The organism is Nonomuraea marmarensis (genome assembly GCF_043197025.1).
GTDB classification, from domain to species: domain Bacteria; phylum Actinomycetota; class Actinomycetes; order Streptosporangiales; family Streptosporangiaceae; genus Nonomuraea; species Nonomuraea marmarensis.
The window spans coordinates 147,472-163,356 of record NZ_JBICRM010000004.1 but is presented as its reverse complement, the minus strand read 5'-3'; the positions used below and the strand labels follow the sequence as shown (position 1 = coordinate 163,356).

General features: G+C 72.0%; 15 protein-coding genes. 8 read left to right on the top strand and 7 right to left on the bottom strand.

Going from position 1 to position 15,885, the window contains the following annotated elements:
- Nucleotides 1–90 precede the first annotated feature (90 nt).
- The 6 genes from ACFLIM_RS08130 (at nt 91) to ACFLIM_RS08105 (ending at nt 6,275) form a co-directional block, all read left to right on the top strand.
- Nucleotides 91–744 (top strand): response regulator transcription factor, encoded by a 654-nt coding sequence (locus ACFLIM_RS08130; RefSeq protein WP_393163601.1) that lies wholly within the window; start codon nt 91–93, stop codon nt 742–744.
- A complete protein-coding gene (locus tag ACFLIM_RS08125; RefSeq protein WP_393163599.1) occupies nt 741–1,928 on the top strand; it encodes a sensor histidine kinase in 1,188 nt (395 codons plus the stop codon). Before ACFLIM_RS08130 ends, ACFLIM_RS08125 begins: the two co-directional genes overlap by 4 nt.
- 12 nt (nt 1,929–1,940) lie before the next feature.
- The gene (locus tag ACFLIM_RS08120) at nt 1,941–2,537 is read left to right on the top strand and encodes an NUDIX hydrolase (RefSeq protein WP_393163597.1); all 597 of its coding nucleotides are present in this window, start codon (nt 1,941–1,943) and stop codon (nt 2,535–2,537) included.
- A gap of 220 nt (nt 2,538–2,757) precedes the next feature.
- Complete coding sequence (locus ACFLIM_RS08115; protein ID WP_393163595.1) at nt 2,758–3,450, top strand: lysophospholipid acyltransferase family protein; 693 nt, start codon at nt 2,758–2,760, stop codon at nt 3,448–3,450.
- Between the two features lie 51 nt (nt 3,451–3,501).
- Nucleotides 3,502–5,076 (top strand): penicillin-binding transpeptidase domain-containing protein, encoded by a 1,575-nt coding sequence (locus tag ACFLIM_RS08110; RefSeq protein ID WP_393163593.1) that lies wholly within the window; start codon nt 3,502–3,504, stop codon nt 5,074–5,076.
- Nucleotides 5,077–5,102: 26 nt separating this feature from the next.
- Nucleotides 5,103–6,275: a M24 family metallopeptidase gene (locus tag ACFLIM_RS08105; protein WP_393163591.1), complete on the top strand. Its 1,173-nt coding sequence runs from the start codon at nt 5,103–5,105 to the stop codon at nt 6,273–6,275.
- Here ACFLIM_RS08105 and ACFLIM_RS08100 read toward each other — a convergent pair.
- From ACFLIM_RS08100 to ACFLIM_RS08080, 5 genes are all read right to left on the bottom strand, one after another.
- Complete coding sequence (locus tag ACFLIM_RS08100; protein WP_393163589.1) at nt 6,265–7,440, bottom strand: RNA polymerase sigma factor; 1,176 nt, start codon at nt 7,438–7,440, stop codon at nt 6,265–6,267. The two genes, ACFLIM_RS08105 and ACFLIM_RS08100, sit on opposite strands and share 11 nt — an antisense overlap.
- Nucleotides 7,437–7,769 (bottom strand): YciI family protein, encoded by a 333-nt coding sequence (locus ACFLIM_RS08095; protein WP_393163587.1) that lies wholly within the window; start codon nt 7,767–7,769, stop codon nt 7,437–7,439. The genes ACFLIM_RS08100 and ACFLIM_RS08095 overlap by 4 nt, the downstream gene beginning before the upstream one ends.
- On the bottom strand, nt 7,766–8,110 hold the full coding sequence (locus tag ACFLIM_RS08090; RefSeq protein WP_393163585.1) for a YciI family protein: 345 nt from the start codon (nt 8,108–8,110) through the stop codon (nt 7,766–7,768). The genes ACFLIM_RS08095 and ACFLIM_RS08090 overlap by 4 nt, the downstream gene beginning before the upstream one ends.
- A gap of 128 nt (nt 8,111–8,238) precedes the next feature.
- Complete coding sequence (locus tag ACFLIM_RS08085) at nt 8,239–8,556, bottom strand: hypothetical protein (protein WP_393163583.1); 318 nt, start codon at nt 8,554–8,556, stop codon at nt 8,239–8,241.
- 96 nt (nt 8,557–8,652) lie between these two features.
- Nucleotides 8,653–10,632, bottom strand: a complete 1,980-nt coding sequence (locus ACFLIM_RS08080; protein WP_393163581.1) for a HelD family protein — start codon at nt 10,630–10,632, stop codon at nt 8,653–8,655.
- Nucleotides 10,633–10,691: 59 nt separating this feature from the next.
- On the opposite strand from ACFLIM_RS08080, the gene ACFLIM_RS08075 reads away from it, so the two are divergent.
- Nucleotides 10,692–11,288, top strand: coding sequence for a TetR family transcriptional regulator (locus tag ACFLIM_RS08075; RefSeq protein WP_393163579.1), 597 nt, complete (start codon nt 10,692–10,694; stop codon nt 11,286–11,288).
- Nucleotides 11,289–11,547: 259 nt separating this feature from the next.
- Nucleotides 11,548–13,170 carry a SulP family inorganic anion transporter gene (locus tag ACFLIM_RS08070; protein ID WP_393164043.1) on the top strand — a complete coding sequence of 541 codons (1,623 nt, stop codon included), beginning with the start codon at nt 11,548–11,550 and terminating at the stop codon, nt 13,168–13,170.
- Nucleotides 13,171–13,200: 30 nt separating this feature from the next.
- Here the strand turns inward: ACFLIM_RS08070 and ACFLIM_RS08065 are convergent, their stop codons facing one another.
- Both ACFLIM_RS08065 and ACFLIM_RS08060 read right to left on the bottom strand, forming a co-directional pair.
- Complete coding sequence (locus tag ACFLIM_RS08065) at nt 13,201–14,196, bottom strand: tyrosine-type recombinase/integrase (RefSeq protein WP_393163577.1); 996 nt, start codon at nt 14,194–14,196, stop codon at nt 13,201–13,203.
- Between the two features lie 23 nt (nt 14,197–14,219).
- Complete coding sequence (locus ACFLIM_RS08060; RefSeq protein ID WP_393163575.1) at nt 14,220–15,875, bottom strand: acetolactate synthase large subunit; 1,656 nt, start codon at nt 15,873–15,875, stop codon at nt 14,220–14,222.
- Nucleotides 15,876–15,885 lie beyond the last annotated feature (10 nt).

Sequence of the window (15,885 nt, the reverse complement as noted above, 5' to 3'; positions counted from 1 at the left end):
CAGCTCATGGGGTGCTAAAACCGGATAAGCCCTTACTCGCGGCTAACACGGGATCCGTCACGCTCATGGCCAGAGGGAAAGGGGCCGGTGATGCGCGTGCTTGTCGTCGAGGACGAGGAACGGCTGGCGGACGCGGTCGCGCACGGGCTCAGGCTGCACGCGATCGCCGTGGACGTGGCCTACGACGGGCAGGACGCCCTCGACATGGCCGCGTACGTCGACTACGACGTGGTGGTGCTCGACCGGGACCTGCCGGAGGTGCACGGCGACGACGTGTGCAGGCGGCTGCGCGAGTGCGGCGGGGGCGGCCGGGTGCTCATGCTGACCGCGGCGGGCCTGATCCGCGACAAGATCGACGGGCTGGCGCTGGGGGCGGACGACTACCTGGTCAAGCCGTTCGCGTTCGCCGAGCTGGTGGCCAGGGTCAGAGCGCTGGCCCGCCGGTCGGCGCGCGCCGCGGCCCCGCCGCTCGAACGGGCCGGGATCACGCTCGACCCGGCCCGCCGCACGGTCACCAGGGACGGGCGGCAGGTGCCGCTGAACCGCAAGGAGTTCGACGTGCTGCGCGAGCTGCTCAGCGCGGGCGGCGAACTGGTCACCTCCGGCGAGCTGCGCAGGAGCGTCTGGGACGAGTACGCCGACGCGAGCACAGGTGCGCTGCGGGTCACGATCACGTCGTTGCGCAAGAAGCTCGGCGTGCCCGCGGCGATCCAGAACGTGCCGGGCAAGGGATACCGGCTTTGACCCCGCGGATGGAGGCCGCCCGGTTCTGGTGGAACAGCAGGCGGCTGCGGCTGCGGCTCACGCTCCTGTACGGCGGGCTGTTCTTCGTGGCGGGCTCGCTCCTGCTCTGGCTCACCTACCTGATCACCGCGCGGGCCATGGACGACCAGTTCGTGATCAGCTCCACCAGGATTGTGGGAGGAGCGATGCCGCCCGAGGCCGACCCCGTGCCGCCGAAGATCGCCGGGAACGCCGTGTTCCAGGCCGAGGTCGAGCACCGCGCGGACAGCGTGCTCAGCGAGATGCTGCGCTCGTCCGTGATCGTGATGATCCTGGTCGGGATCATCGCGCTGCTGCTCGGCTACGTGGTGGCCGACCGGGCGCTGCGCCCGCTGGACCGGGTGACGGACACGGCGCAGCGGCTGTCGGAGAGCACGCTGCACGAGCGGATCGGGCTGCGCGGCCCGCCGGACGAGGTGGGGCGGCTGGCCGACACGTTCGACGCGATGCTGGACCGGCTGGGCCGGGTGTTCGACGCGCAACGGCGCTTCATCGCCAACGCCTCGCACGAATTACGCACCCCGCTGGCCATCAACCGCACGGTGCTGGAGGTGTCGCTGGAGGAGCCGGCGGCCTCGGAGGATCTCAAGGCGCTGGCCAGGGCGCTGCTCGGCACCAACGCCCGCTACGAGCGGCTCATCGAGGGACTGCTGCTGCTCGCCCAGTCGGAGCAGGAGCTCACCGTGCGCAGGCCGGTGGACCTGGAGCAGGTCGTGCGCACCGTACTGGAGCAGATCGACCTGCAGTCGCGCAAGCGGCCCGTCACGCTGCACCAGGACCTGCGGCCGGTGCTCGTCGAAGGGGACCCGCTGTTCCTGGAGCGGTGCCTGTTCAACCTGCTGGAGAACGCCATCAAGTACAACGTGCGCGACGGCCAGGTCTGGCTCGCCCTGCGGCGGGAGCTGGACGGCGCGTTGATCACGGTGCGGAACACCGGGCCGCTGGTGCCGCCGTACGAGGTGGACGACCTGTTCGAGCCGTTCAGCCGGATGCAGGGGGACCGGGTGCGCTCGTTCAAGGGAGCGGGGCTGGGGTTGTCGATCGTGCGGGCCATCGTGGACGCGCACGGCGGCCAGGTCACCGCGGTCGCGCCACCCGAGGGCGGATTGCGGGTCACGGTACGGCTCCCGCGCGCCTCTCCATGAGATCCTTGACGGGTGCTGTCGCCGATCGACGTGCTCCGCGAGGAGATCATCGCCCATCTGACCGCCTTCGACCGCCGGGAGGTGCCGCCGGCCGGAGGGGTGCGCAGGGCCGCCGTCACCGTGTGCGTGCTGGAGGACGCCGAGCGGGCCCCGTACACGGTCCTGATCAAACGGGCCGCGCGCGGCCGCAACCCCGGGCAGTGGGCGCTGCCGGGCGGGCGGCTGGACGACGGTGAGCAGGCCGTGGAGGCGGCCCTGCGGGAGCTGGCCGAGGAGACCGGCGTCACCGGGGTCGAGGTGGCCGGGCTGCTCGACGACTTCGTCACCGACTCGGGGTTCGTGATCACGCCGGTGGTGGCGTTCGGCGGCAGCCAGGAGCCGGTGGCCGACCCGCGCGAGGTGGCCTCGGTGCACGCGGTGCCGCTGGAGCGGTTCCTGGCCCCCGGGGTGCCGCGCTGGCAGGGGAAGCTGCTGCAGATGCCGCTGGGGCCGTCCATCGTGATCCACGCGCCCACGGGGGCGATTTTGTGGCAATTCGCCGAGGTGGCGCTGCGTGGCCGTGAGCAGCGGGTCTTTGACGTGGTCCAGCCTCATTGGACGAGAACGTGACCGATTCTTTGGGGCGGATGGAATATGCGTCGCCGAACGTCCGTTAGCATCGAAAGGCCGATGTGGTCTGTGTCCCCCGGGCCGCAAATTACCGCCTTCACGGAATACCGTTCGGCTGGAGCCGTGTTGTGCATCTCGCCGAGGAGGCGACCGCCACATCGGCCTTAACAGCTTTTCCAAGGCGTCCCGCCCGCCGGCGGGGCGCCTGCTTTATGGTGGGGTGGCCGACAGCCCGATGATCCAGGAGAGCTCGTTGCTTTACGAAGTGGTGAAGTTCGCCGCCGCGCCGGTGGCCCACGCGATGTGCCGGCCGCACATCTCCGGCGCGTCACACGTGCCGAGGAGCGGGCCCGCGATCCTGGCCGCCAATCACCTGTCGGTGCTCGACTCGTTCCTGCTGCCGGCGCTGCTGCCGCGACATGTGACGTTCACCGCCAAGACCGAGTATTTCGAGGGCAATCCCGTCTCCGGGTTCTTCATGCGGCTGGGCGGGAGCCTGCCGATCGACCGGGAGAGCGCGCACGCCGCGCAGGCCATGCTCGACGCCGCCGCCGACCTGCTGGAGCAGGGCGAGTTGTTCGGCATCCACCCCGAGGGCACCCGCTCGCCCGACGGCCGCCTCTACCGCGGCAAGATCGGGGTGGCCTGGCTGACGCTCAAGACGGGCGCCCCGGTGCTGCCCGTGGCGCTCAGCGGCACCGAGAAGGTGCTGCCCGTCGGCGCGAAGGTGCCCAGGCCCGCCAGGATCGGCATCACCATCGGGGCGCCCATGCGGTTCGAGGGCGACTACACCAAGGCCCGCGACCGGCGGCGGGTGACGGACGAGATCATGCAGGCCATCCAGAAGTTGTCCGGACAGGAATACGTGCCGACCTACGCCGCGAGCCACAAAGCCGCCAACGGCGTGTCCTAGGCTCGGGGACCAGGGGGCTGATCTATGGCGCGGGGCCGTACCATCGCGATCGTGTCGGTCGCCAGCGTGCTCGCGGTGGGGGCCGCGGCCGGTGGCGCCTACTACGTGCTGCACACCAGGGGCACGCCTGCCGAGACCGCGCAGCGCTTCGCCGCCGCGTGGCAGGCCGGCGACTGGCCCGCGATGGCGGCGCAGCTGGCCAAGCCACAGCAACTCGGCGCGTACGACCAGCAACGCGGCGCGCTCGCGGTGGAGTCGTCCTCGATCCAGCTCGGCAAGATCACGGAGAGCGACGACCGGGCGCGGGCCCCGTACACCGCCACCCTGACCCTGAAGAACCTCGGCAAGTGGTCCTACCAGGGCCAGATCGACCTCATGGTGGCCGACCGCGCCTGGAAGGTCGACTGGAAGCCGCAGACCTTGCACCCGTCGATGACCTCGGGGGCCACGTTCGGGCTCAAGACGCGCTGGCCCGACCGGGCCGAGATCACCGACGCCGACGGAAGCCGCATCGACACCGGCACCGTCGGCGGGTCCGTGCAGCAACTCGTCGGATTCCTGGACAAGGCGACCAAGAAGGACGTGGCCAAGCTCGGTTCCTCCTACAAGGCCGGGCAGGCGATCGGGCGCGGCGGGCTGCAGGAGACGTTCCAGAAGCGGCTGGCGGGCACCCCGGCCACCGAGATCCAGCTCGGCGGCAAGACGCTGGAGACCATCGAGGGCGCTGACGGCGAGCCCGTGCGGACCACGCTCGACCCGCACGTGCAGGCCGCCGCCGTGGCAGCGGTCAAGGACGTCGACAAGCCCACCTCGATGGTGGCCGTCAAGCCCTCCACGGGCGAGATCCTGGCCGTGGTCAACAACAAGGGCGGGTTCAACCGGGCGCTGGACGGCCGCTACCCGCCCGGCTCCACGTTCAAGGCCGTCACCGCGATCGGGCTGCTGGCCGCCGGGATGTCGCCGCAGGACCAGGTGACGTGCCCCATGTACGCCACCGTCGGCGGGCTGAAGATCCGCAACTCCGAGAAGGAGGAGTTCGGGTCGCTGTCGTTCCTCGACTCGTTCGCGCATTCGTGCAACACCACGTTCGCGCCGCTGGCCGAGCAGAAGCTGGGCGCGGACAAGCTGCTGGCGGCGGCCGAGGACGTGGGCTTCAACCAGCCCCTCAACATCGGCCTGCCGGCCACCAAGGCCAGCTTCCCCAAGGCGCAGTCCGGCGCCGAGCTGGCCGCCGAGGCGTTCGGGCAGGCCAGGATCACGGCCAGCCCGCTGTCGATGGCCTCGGTGGCCGCCGCCATCGCCGACGGCACCTGGCGGCCGCCGACGCTGGTGCCGTCCCTGAAGCAGAAGGCCGCCGAACGCGAGCTGCCCGACGGCGTGAAGTCGCCGCTGCACGCGATGATGGCGGCCGTGGTGTCCAAGGGCACCGCCAAGTCGGCGGGCCTGCCCGCGGGGACGCACGGCAAGACCGGCACGGCCGAATACGGCACCGGCGACAAGCTCGAAAGCCACGCCTGGTTCATGGGGTTCAAGGGGGACGTGGCGTTCGCGGTGGTCGTGGAGGGCGGTGGCGGCGGCGGCAAAGTCGCGGCCCCGGTGGCGGCGACGTTCCTCAAGGGACTGTGAACGGCGGTGCTGGGCAGGGATCTGGTGTGCTGGGGATCGGCGGCGAGGAGTATCACGAGCGGCAGGCGGCGATGCGGCGGCTGGCCGCGCGCTCGGGACTGCGGGGGGTCGTGGCCTGGTCGAGAGGCGGCTCGGCGCAGGACCACTACGCCGACGTCTACCACCTCACCGGCTTCTACCAGCACCAGCCCTTCGTCCCCGACGCTCCCGGGCGGTGGCGGGCGCAGGGGCACGCGGCCGTGGTGCTGCCCGTGGACGGCCCTGCGCTGCTGCTGACCGACACCGCCGCGCTCAGGGAGCCGCGTCCGGCCGCATCGCTGCGTACCGCGCCCGACCTCGTCGACGCGCTCGCCGACCAGCTCAGGGCCTCGATGCCGGCGGGCCGGATCGGCCTGATCGGCGGTGAGGCGATGGCCGCGGCCTGGTGGTGCCGGTTGCGTTCGGTGCTGCCGGGACACGAGCTGGTCGACGCCGACCACCTGGGCTGGGCGGCGCGCCGCGTCAAGAGCCCGGCCGAGCTGCGCCTGCTGCGCGCCTCGGGGGCGCTCGGCGCGCGGGCGATGACGGCCGCGCGGGACGCGGCCACGCCGGGCGCCACGGAGGCCGAGGTGGCGGCGGCCGCCATCGCCGAGATCGCCCGGGCGGGCGGCGCCTACTACGGCATGGGCATCTCGTCGGGCTCCGAGTCGCACACGTTCGCCGCCTCGGACCCCGCCCCCTACTCCGCCGACCGCCGCCTGTCCGCGGGCGATCTGCTCAGAATCGACCTGTACGGGTCGGTGCACGGCTACCTGTTCGACCTCGCGCGTACCTGGGTCGTGGGGGAGGAGCCGACCACGGAGCAGCGGCGGCTGCTCGCCGCGGTGCGCGACAGCGTCTGGGCCGGGATCGAGACGGTGCGGCCCGGGCGGCGGGTCGGGGACCTGGCGCGGCGCTGCCAGGAGGTCTTCGAACGGTCGGACTTCGCCGCCCACCACGGGCTGCCCGCCTCGGAGATGGGCGGCGCCTGGGGGCACGGGCTCGGGCTGTCGTTCGAGCCGCCCTGGGTGGCCGAGGACGGGCCGCACGCCAGCGAACGGATCGAGCCCGGCATGTGCCTGACCCTGGCACGCCGGATCGCGATGCCCTCCGTGGGCGGCGCCGACTACGAGGACGACGTCATCGTCACCGACTCCGGGCCGGAGGTCATCACCGCGTGAGCGCCGCTCTCCTGGAGCGCAGGAACTCCCGTTCCGGCGCCGTCCCCACCAGCTCCAACGCCCTGCCGTACTCCGCCACGGCCTCCTCCATGCGCCCCAGCCGGGTGAGCAGGTCGGCGCGGGTCGCGGGCAGCAGGTGGTGCCTGGGCAGCTCGCCGTCCAGGCCCGCGAGCAGGCCGAGCCCGCGCTCGGCCCCGTACGCCTCCGCCACCGCGACGGCCCGGTTCAGCCGCACCACGGCCGAGCCCGTCAGCAGCTCCAGCAGCTCGTACAGCTCGGCGATCTCGGCCCAGTCGGTGTCCTCGGGGCGGGCGGCCGAGGCGTGTTCGGCGGCGATGGCGGCCTGCAGCAGGTACGGGCCCGGCGGCCCAGGGGTCAGCACGGCCAGCGCCTCGGCGATCTCCTCGTGCCGCCACAACGACCTGTCCTGGTCTGGCAACCGGACGATGCGCCCCTCGGAGTCCAGGCGGGCGTCCCTGCGGGCGTGGTGCAGCAACATCAGCGCCAGCAGGGCCCTGACCTCGGTGTCGGCGGGCATCAGCTCGGCCAGCATCCGGGCCAGGGCGATGGCCTCGGCGGCCGGCTCGTCGCGGATCAGCCGCTCGCCCTCCGTCGCCGCGTACCCCTCCGTGAAGATCAGGTAGAGGACCGCCAGCACGCCGTCGCGGCGCTCGGCCAGCTCCTCGCCCGACGGCACCCGGTACGGGATGCCCGCCTGGCTGATCTTCTTCTTGGCGCGGGTCAGCCTGGCCGCCATCGTCGCCTCGCTCACCAGGAACAGGCGGGCGATCTGCCGCGTCGTGAGCCCGCCGACGCAGCGCAGCGTCAGCGCCACCCTGGCCTCCATCGACAGCGCCGGATGGCAGCACGTGAACACCAGCCGCAACCGGTCGTCGCCCGCCGCCGGGCCCTCCTCGACGATCAGCAGCGGCAGTTTGCGCGCCGCCAGCTCCGCCCGCCGCAGCCGGTCGACGGCCCGCCTGCGGGCGGTGGTGAGCAGCCACGCCGGCGGATTGTCCGGGACCGGCGGCCACGCCGACACCGCCGCCGTGAACGCGTCCTGCAGCGACTCCTCCGCCAGGTCCAGGTCGCGCAGCTCGGAGGTGAGCAGGGCGAGCAGGCGTGCCCACTGCCGCCGGTACGCCTGCTCGACCGCGTCCATCATCCTTGGTACTCCACCACCGGCCGCACCTCGACGATCCGCTCCGGGCACTCCTTGGCCAGCTCGATCGCCTCGTCCAGGTCGCGGGCCTCGATCAGGTAGAAACCGCCCACCTGCTCGGCGGTCTCCACGAACGGCCCGTCGGTGCGCAGCACCCGCCCCGAGTCCTTGCGCAGCGAGACCGCCCGGCCGGAACTCGACAACTCCTCGCCATCGAGGTAGGCGCCGCGCGACTTGAGCAGCTCGATGAAGGCGGCGTGCGCGGCATACTGCTCGGCGGCGGGGCCCGCCCAGTCGCTCTCATCGCCGTACATGAGCAGGACGTACTTCATGACGCCTCCTCGGCGGGCACGGGACGGATCTCGACGTCGGACGGCATGGCGGTGGCCAGCTCGACGGCCTCCTCCAGGTCACGCGCCTCGACGACGACGTAGCCGGAGATCTGCTCGACGGTCTCGGCGTAGGGGCCGTCGGTGATCAGGATCCGGCCGCCGTCCTTCCTGACCGTGGTGGCGGTGGAGGAATGGGCCAGCTCGTTGCCCGCCAGCGCGGCGCCCCGCTCCCGGAGGAACCGGTCGTAGGCGCCCCACTTCTCGTAGACGGCCTTGCGTTCCTCCGGCCCGGTCTCCGCCCAGGAACTCTCGTCTCCGACGATGAACAGCACGTACTTCATGGTGGCGTTCCTTTCTGCTCGCCACCATGACGCACGGCGAAGCCTGAAATCGACACCACCCGCGAACAATCTTCACACGAAAGGCCTGTCGCCCGGGCGCGGGCGGCAGGCCGGAAGGGAGCGGGACGTCAGGAGGACATGCCGCGCGCGACGAGGTAGCCGAGCACGATGCCGAGGATCATCGCCACGCCGGCGGCGACGGCGGCCCACTTGCCCAGCGGCTCGCCCCTCGTGTGGCCGACGATGCCCAGCACGATGCCCGCCAGGCCGAACACGGGCGGGTAGAAGAGCACGGCCACCACGGCGCAGACGAACCCGATGATCGACAGGACCTGGTTGCCCGGCTGCTTGTAGGAGGGAGGCTGCGGATATGGCGGCGGTTGCGACCACGGGCCCTCGCCGGGACGCGGATCGTCGCCTTGCGGCGGGTCCTGCGAAGAGGTCACGGGCGGGCTCCTCTCGAGACGTGAAACCACATCACACACCGAAGTAGGAGCCCTGTCGAGCCGACCGAACCAGGACATCTGCCCATTTCAGGCGGCTTATGCGGGGCGAGAAAGTTGTGGCGGGAGAGGCCTGGCGTGCACGACGTCGAGGCGGGAGACGGCGCGGGTGAGGGCGACGTACAGGCGGTTCAGGCCGCGCCGCTCGGCTCCGGCGATGGCGGCGGGCTCGGCGACGACCACGTGGTCGTACTCCAGGCCCTTGGCCAGCGAGGCGGGCAGGACGCTCAGGCGCCCGCCGACGTCCACGCCCTCGTTCCAGAGCGCGGCCGTGAGCGCCTCCACGTCGGCGTCCGCCGCGATCACCCCGATCGCCCCCTCGAACGCCAGCGCCTCCCGGACCGCGTCGACCACCCCCTTCTCCAGCCCGGTCACGCTGGTCACCCGCAGCCTGCCGTCCATGCGGTACGAGCGGGTCGCGGGCACCTCCGTCCCGAGCGCCGCCAGCAGCGTGTTGGCCAGCTCCACCACGGCCGCCGGGACGCGGAAGCCGATTGTCAGTGCGATGACCTGGCCGTCCGGCTTGCCGAGCAGCGCCAGGCGGTCCGGCCAGGACGCGGCCGCCCACGGGGTGGTGCCCTGGGCCAGGTCGCCGAGCACGGTGAGCGAGCCGTGCTCGCTGCGCCTGGCCACGGCCCGGCACTCCATGGGGGACAGGTCCTGGGCCTCGTCCACGATGACGTGGCCGTAGCCGCGCGGGCGCTCGATCAGCGCGGCCAGCTCGTCGAGCAGCACCAGGTCGGCGGCGCTCCACCGGGCGCTCTTGACGCTGCGCGGCGGCCTGGCCCAGGTGATCGCCTGGCGCTCGGCGGTCGTCAGCACACCCTCGGCTCTCGTGTTCCCGCGGAGCACGTCGTAAAGGATCTCCTCCGGTTTGACGGCGGGCCAGACGGCGTCTAGGGACGGGGTGACGGCGCGGCCGATCCTGCGGGTCCAGGCCGCGTTCGCCGTCTGCCCGCGGGCCTCGGCCTGGCGCCGCATCGAGGCGACCATCCTGGCCCGGACGCGTTCCCGGCCCACGCCGTACGGCAGGGACGCGCGCCGGGTGTCGTCCACGATGCGGCGCAGCTCGTTCTCGGGCACCCGCCACCGGTAGGAGCCGTCGGGCACCACGACCGGCTCGACCGGTTTCCTGATCCGCGCGTATAGGGCCTTGCGCAGGACCTCCGCCATGCGGGCGTCGTGCTTGACGATCGCGGCCGCCTCGCTGTCGGCGGCGGTGACGGGGACGGTGGCCAGCAGGCGTTCCAGCGTGGTCTGCTCGACGTCCATCTCGCCGAGCGCGGGCAACACGGCCGAGATGTAGCCGAGGAAGGCGCGGTTCGGGCCGAGGACCAGCACGCCGGTGCGTTCGAGCCGGCGGCGGTGCGCGTACAGCAGGTAGGCGGCCCGGTGCAGGCCGACCGCGGTCTTGCCGGTGCCCGGCGCGCCCTGCACGCAGATGGAGGCGTCCAGCTCGGCTCGTACGAGGTCGTCCTGCTCGGGCTGGATGGTGGCGACGATGTCGCGCATGGGGCCGACGCGGGGGCGTTCGATCTCGGCGACCAGGATCTTGCTCTCGCCCTCCTCGCCCTGTTCCAGCCGCTCGTCCTCGAACCCGGTCAGCGTGCTGCCCGACCAGCCGAAGCGGCGGCGTAGCGCGACGCCCTGGGGGTCGCGGGCGCTGGCCCGGTAGAACGCCCGCGAGACGGGCGCGCGCCAGTCGATCACCAGGGGCGGGCCCCAGTGCTCGTCCACGTGCTCGCCGGTGATGTGCCGCCTGCCGATGTGGTACGCGTGGCCCCGGTGCTCGGCAGAGCCCTGCCCGAAGTCGAGCCGGCCGAAGAACGGTGGCCCCTCGGGCTCCTCGCTCAGCTCCTTGGCCAGGCTCTTGAGATGGCGTCCCAGCCGTTCCGCGCTGTAGCGGTCGCCGGCCACGGTCTCGCCGACGATCACGTTGTTCCGCGCGCCTTCGAGCATCCTGCGCAGGCCGGCCTCGCAGAGTTCGAGGTGCTGCCTTTCGTCGTCGAGCGGGCTCATCGCACTCCCTTAACTCGGTTAATAATTTAACCAGGTTAACACTTTGGTAGGGTGTACTCGTGACGGGACTACGGCAGCTCCAGCGGCAGCGGGTGCGCGAGGCCATCTCCTCGGTGGCCATCAGGCTCTTCCTGGAGCGCGGCTTCGACGAGGTGCCCGTGACGGAGGTCGCGGCGGTGGCGGGGGTGTCGAAGCCGACGCTGTTCAAGTACTTCCCGACCAAGGAAGACCTGGTGCTGCACCGGATCGCCGACCATCAGGGGGAGGCGGCCCGCGTGGTGCGGGCCTCGGGAGAGCCGCCGGTGGAGGCGCTGCGCCGGCACTTCCTCGACGGGCTCGCCCGGCACGACCCCGTCACGGGGCTCAACGACCATCCCGAGGTGGTGGCCTACCACCGGATGGTGTTCTCCACGCCGAGTCTCGCGGCACGGGTGTTTCACCACATGTCGCTCGATGAGCGGGCCCTCGCCGAGGCGCTCGCGGAGAAGACGGACGACCTGACGGCCGGTTTGCTGGCGGGGCAGGTGCTGGCCACGCAGCGGGTGCTGGCGCAGCGCAACTGGCGACTGCTGGCGCAGGGCGTGCCGCTGGAAGAGGTCGAGCCGGAGGCGGTCCGCGCGGCCGAACGCGCGTTCTCACTGCTGCCCGCCGTGTGATTTTCCGTCGGGTTCACGCCTGGCGAACACCGCTGTTTTACCAGGTGAGAGGTGTTGTCGCTTGATACTCTGAGCGCCTCTTCACCAATTGCAAATTTATGCAATTTGGGACATTGCGGGGCGGGCTTTACTCGAAGGAGTGATGGTGAGGCGGGTCTTTCACGTGCATGGCCGGTCACGGAATCGATCCGAAGGGCGACAGTCGGTGATCTGGGTTCGGGTGCGTTCCCTGCTGCCGGAACGCGCCGCGCTGGCCGCGATGCGCCGCCGTCCCCGCAATGATCTGCTCGCAGGGCTCACGGTGGCGATCGTCGCGCTGCCGCTGGCGCTCGGGTTCGGCATCTCCTCCGGCATGGGAGCCGCGTCGGGCCTGGCCACGGCGGTGGTCGCCGGGTCGCTGGCGGCGCTGTTCGGCGGGTCCGCGCTGCAGGTGTCGGGCACGAGCGGGGCGATGACGGTCGTCCTCATGCCGATCATGAGCACCTACGGCGCCACCGGCGTGCTCACGGTCGGCGTGCTGGCCGGGCTGCTGCTGGTCGGGCTGGCCCTGGCGCGCGCGGGCAGATACATGGCCCTGGTGCCCGCCCCGGTCGTCGCGGGCTTCACCGTCGGCATCGCCTGCGTGATCGGCCTGCAGCAGGTTCCGCACGCGCTCGGCGTATCGCCCCATGAGGGCGACAAGGTCGCCGTCGTGGCCTGGCACGCTTTCGTGGACTTCCTCGGCACGCCGCACTGGTGGGCGATGTTCGTCGCCCTGGCCGTGGCCGCGTTGCTGCTGGCGGGCGCGAGCGTGCGGCCGGCCGTGCCGTTCTCGCTGGTCGCCGTGGCCCTCGTCACCGTCGTCGCCGAGCTGGCGGGGCTGCCGCTGGCCAGGATCGGCGACCTGCCCGCGGGGCTGCCCGCGCCGTCGCTGGAGTTCCTCGATCCCGGGGCGATGCCCTCCCTGATCGCCCCGGCCATCGCGGTGGCCGCGCTGGCCGCGCTGGAGTCGCTGCTGTCGGCCTCCGTCGCCGACAACATGAGCGGCGGGCACCGGCACGACCCCGACAGGGAGCTGTTCGGCCAGGGCGTGGCCAACCTCGTCACGCCGCTGTTCGGCGGCATGCCCGGCACGGGAGCCATCGTGCGTACCGCGGTCAACGTGCGCTCCGGCGCCCAGTCCCGGCTGGCGGCGCTGGCGCACGCGGCGATCCTGGCCGCCATCGTCTACACCGCCGCGGGGCTCGTCTCCAGGATCCCGCTGGCGGCGCTGGCCGGGGTGTTGCTGGCCACGTCGGTGCGCATGGTGGAGGTCGACGCGGTCAGGGCCATGTTCAGGTCCACCCGGGGGGACGCCATGGTGATGGTGCTGACGGCCGTCGCCACCCTGACGCTCGACACGGTCCTGGCCGTCATCCTCGGCCTGGTCGTGGCGGGGGCGCTGGCGCTGCGGGCCATGGCGCGCAACGTACGCCTCGACGCCGAGCCGCTGCGCCACGACCTGCAACCCCAGCACACCGAGGACGAGCACGCGCTGCTCGCCGAGCACATCGTCACCTACCGCCTGGCCGGGCCGCTGTTCTTCGCCGCGGCCCACCGCTTCCTGCTGGAGTTGTCGGAGGTGACCGGCGTCTCCGTGGTGGTGCTGCGGATGTCCCGCGTCACCACCATCGACGCCAGCGGCGCGCTGGTCCTGGGCGACGCCATCGAACGGCTGGAGCGGCGCGGCATCCTCGTGTACGTCTCCGGCATCCCGGACGGCCACCATCAGCCGCTGGAGGCGCTGGGGGTGATCGCCCGGCAGGACCGGGCGGGGCAGGTGTTCACCACGACCACCGAGGCCATCTCGGCCGCCCGCGACCGCCTCCACAGCACCGGCGTCCTGCCCCGGCTGGCGGGCTGACCGCCGGCGGGGCTGGCTGGGGTGCCGGGGTCAGGTGAGGGGGCGGGCGGTGGGGAGGCGGAGGCGGTCCACGGCGTCGCGGCGGGTCTTCTCCGGGCGGCGGTCGTAGCGGGCGGTGGTGGCCGGGGACGAGTGGCCGACCAGGGCCTGGGCCGTCGCCAGGTCAACCCCCGCGTCCAGCAGCTCGCCGATGAACGTGCGGCGGAAGTCATGCGCGGTACGCCGTGACGCCCCCGCCTCCCCCAACCGGCGAGCCAGGATGTCCGCGATGCCCTGCCCGGTCAGCCCGACCGGCCGCCCGTCGCGCTCCCGCAGCCGCCCGGCCTTGCTGATCGGGCTGAACAGCGCCCCAGGCCCGCTCCCGCGGATCGCCAGCCAGCGTTCGACCAGCCCGATCGCGTCCGTGGTCAGGTAGACCAGGCGTTCCTTGTCCCGCTTGCCGCGCACCCGCAGCGACCGGGCACCTGGGTCGTAGTCGGCCAGCGCCAGGCCCCCGAGCTCGGCGCGGCGGCAACCGGTGGAGTAGAGGACGGCGATCAGGGCCGCGTCGCGCACCCCGGCCGGCGAGTCGTCGCACGCGGACAGGGCCGCGCCGACCACCTCGGGCGGCACGTGGTGCCCGGTCGGCAGGCGGCTCTGCCGTACCGGAGCCAGGTCGGAGGCGCGGGCGAGGTCCTCCGCGCTGGTCTGGCCGAGCCGCCACGCCTCCTTCAGCACCCGGCGCAGCGCCACCAGGTGCTTGTTGACGTAGGCCGCCGACCAGCCCTGGCCGGTGAGCATCGTACGGATGCGGACGGTGTGCTCGTAACGCAGCAGATGCCACGGCTGGCCGGCGCCCGTGGCGGTCTCGTCCCCGGTGAGCAGGCGCGCCAGCCGGTCGAGGCAGCCGCGCATCGTGCGGCGCGACTCGGGGCTGGTGAGCGAGTCGAGATAGACGTGGTACGGATCGCGCGCCGGCTCGACCGGCAGCGCCGCCACATCGGATACGGCAGGCAGGCTCACCCGGCCGATCTTACGACGCCGCACAGACACCCACCCGGGTGTGGGTCTCAGAACGGGCCCGTGAGTTCGCCCAGTTTGTCGGTCAGGTCCAGGTTCGCTGAGTAGTCGACCGGGACCGCTATCACCGACACCACGTCGTCGGCCAGCGCCTTGCGCAGCGTCGGCAGCAGCTCGTCCGCGCTGGTGATCCGGTAGCCGCGCGCCCCGAAGCTCTCCGCGTACTTGACGAAGTCGGGGTTGCCGAAGGCGATGTGGGAGCTGCGGCCCAGCTCCAGGTCCATCTTCCACTGGATCAGCCCGTACGCGTCGTCCACCCACACCAGCACCACGAACGGCACCCGCTCGCGCACGGCCGTCTCCAGCTCCTGCGAGTTCATCAGGAACGCCCCGTCACCGGTCGCCGCCAGCACCCGCCGCCGCGGGAACGCCAGCTTGGCGGCCAGCGCGCCGGGCACCGAGAACCCCATGGACGACAGCCCGTTGGAGACCAGCATCGTGTTCGGCTCGTACGTCGGATACATGCGGGCCATCCACATCTTCACCGCGCCCGTGTCGGCCAGCACGATGTCCTCGCGCCCCATCGCCTCGCGGATGTCGGTCACCACGCGGCGCGGCGACATCGGGAACCCGTTCTCGGAACGCCCCTGCTCCAGCTCCTCCCGTACCATGCGGCGGATCTTCTCGCCGGTGCCGTTGATCTCGAACCGCCGGTGCACGGCGTCCCCGAGCGCGTGCAGCGACCGCGAGATGTCCCCCTGGACCCCGACCGCCACCGGGTAGTGGTCGTCCACCTCGGCGGGGAACCGGTGAATATGGATGATCTTCTTGTCCGTCAGCGGATTGATCTTGACCGGGTCGAACTCCTGCAGCTCGTACCCGACGCTGATCAGCACGTCCGCCTCGTCGAAGCCGAAGTTCACGTAGTCGTGCCGCATGAACCCCACCGCCCCCAGCGCGTGCCGGTGGTCGTCGGGGAAGACGCCCTTGCCGTTGAACGTGGTCGCCACCGGCAGCCCGAGCCGCTCCGAGAAGCGCACCAGCGCCTGCGCCGCCCCGGCCCGGGTCGCGCCGTGCCCGGCCAGCACGACCGGCCGGTGGGCGGTGGCCAGCACGTCGGCCGCGCGGGCGATCTGGGCGGGGGAGGGGTCCTGGGGGCGTACCACGTTCACCGGCAGGGGGCGCAGGCCGGCGGGCACCCCGGCCGACTCGACGTCCTCGGGGATGGCGAGGTAGACGGCGCCCGGGCGTTCGGTCTGGGCGGTCTTGAACGCCTTGCGGATCATCTCGGGCAGCGCCTGCGGCGAGGGCGCCAGCTCGGCCCACTTGGTGATCGGCCTGAACAGCGACACCAGGTCCACCACCTGGTGCGACTCCTTGTAGATGCGGTCCAGCCCGACCTGCGCGGTGATCGCCACGACCGGGGTGCTGTTGGTGGTGGCGTCGGCCACGCCGAGTTGCAGGTTGATCGCGCCGGGGCCGAGCGTGGCCGACGCCACGCCCGCCTTGCCGGTCAGCCTGCCGTAGATCTCGGCCATGAACGCCGCGCCCTGCTCGTGACGTACGAGGACGTAACGGATGGAGGAGTCTCTGAGCGCGTCGACGAAGTGGATGTTCTCCTCACCCGGGATGCCGAAGACGTACTCGACGCCCTCCGCCTCCAGGGCCTGCACGATGAGACGGGCCGCGTCGGCCTGCCGGGACATGTGAAACGCC

Excerpts from the sequence above, each read along its gene's own strand:
- ACFLIM_RS08130 (WP_393163601.1), top strand. The coding sequence starts at position 91 with ATGCGCGTGCTTGTCGTCGAGGACGAGGAACGGCTGGCGGACGCGGTC.
- ACFLIM_RS08100 (WP_393163589.1), bottom strand. The coding sequence starts at position 7,440 with ATGATGGACGCGGTCGAGCAGGCGTACCGGCGGCAGTGGGCACGCCTG.
- ACFLIM_RS08095 (WP_393163587.1), bottom strand. The coding sequence starts at position 7,769 with ATGAAGTACGTCCTGCTCATGTACGGCGATGAGAGCGACTGGGCGGGC.
- ACFLIM_RS08090 (WP_393163585.1), bottom strand. The coding sequence starts at position 8,110 with ATGAAGTACGTGCTGTTCATCGTCGGAGACGAGAGTTCCTGGGCGGAG.
- ACFLIM_RS08080 (WP_393163581.1), bottom strand. The coding sequence starts at position 10,632 with ATGAGCCCGCTCGACGACGAAAGGCAGCACCTCGAACTCTGCGAGGCC.
- ACFLIM_RS08070 (WP_393164043.1), top strand. The coding sequence starts at position 11,548 with ATGCGCCGCCGTCCCCGCAATGATCTGCTCGCAGGGCTCACGGTGGCG.
- ACFLIM_RS08060 (WP_393163575.1), bottom strand. The coding sequence starts at position 15,875 with ATGTCCCGGCAGGCCGACGCGGCCCGTCTCATCGTGCAGGCCCTGGAG.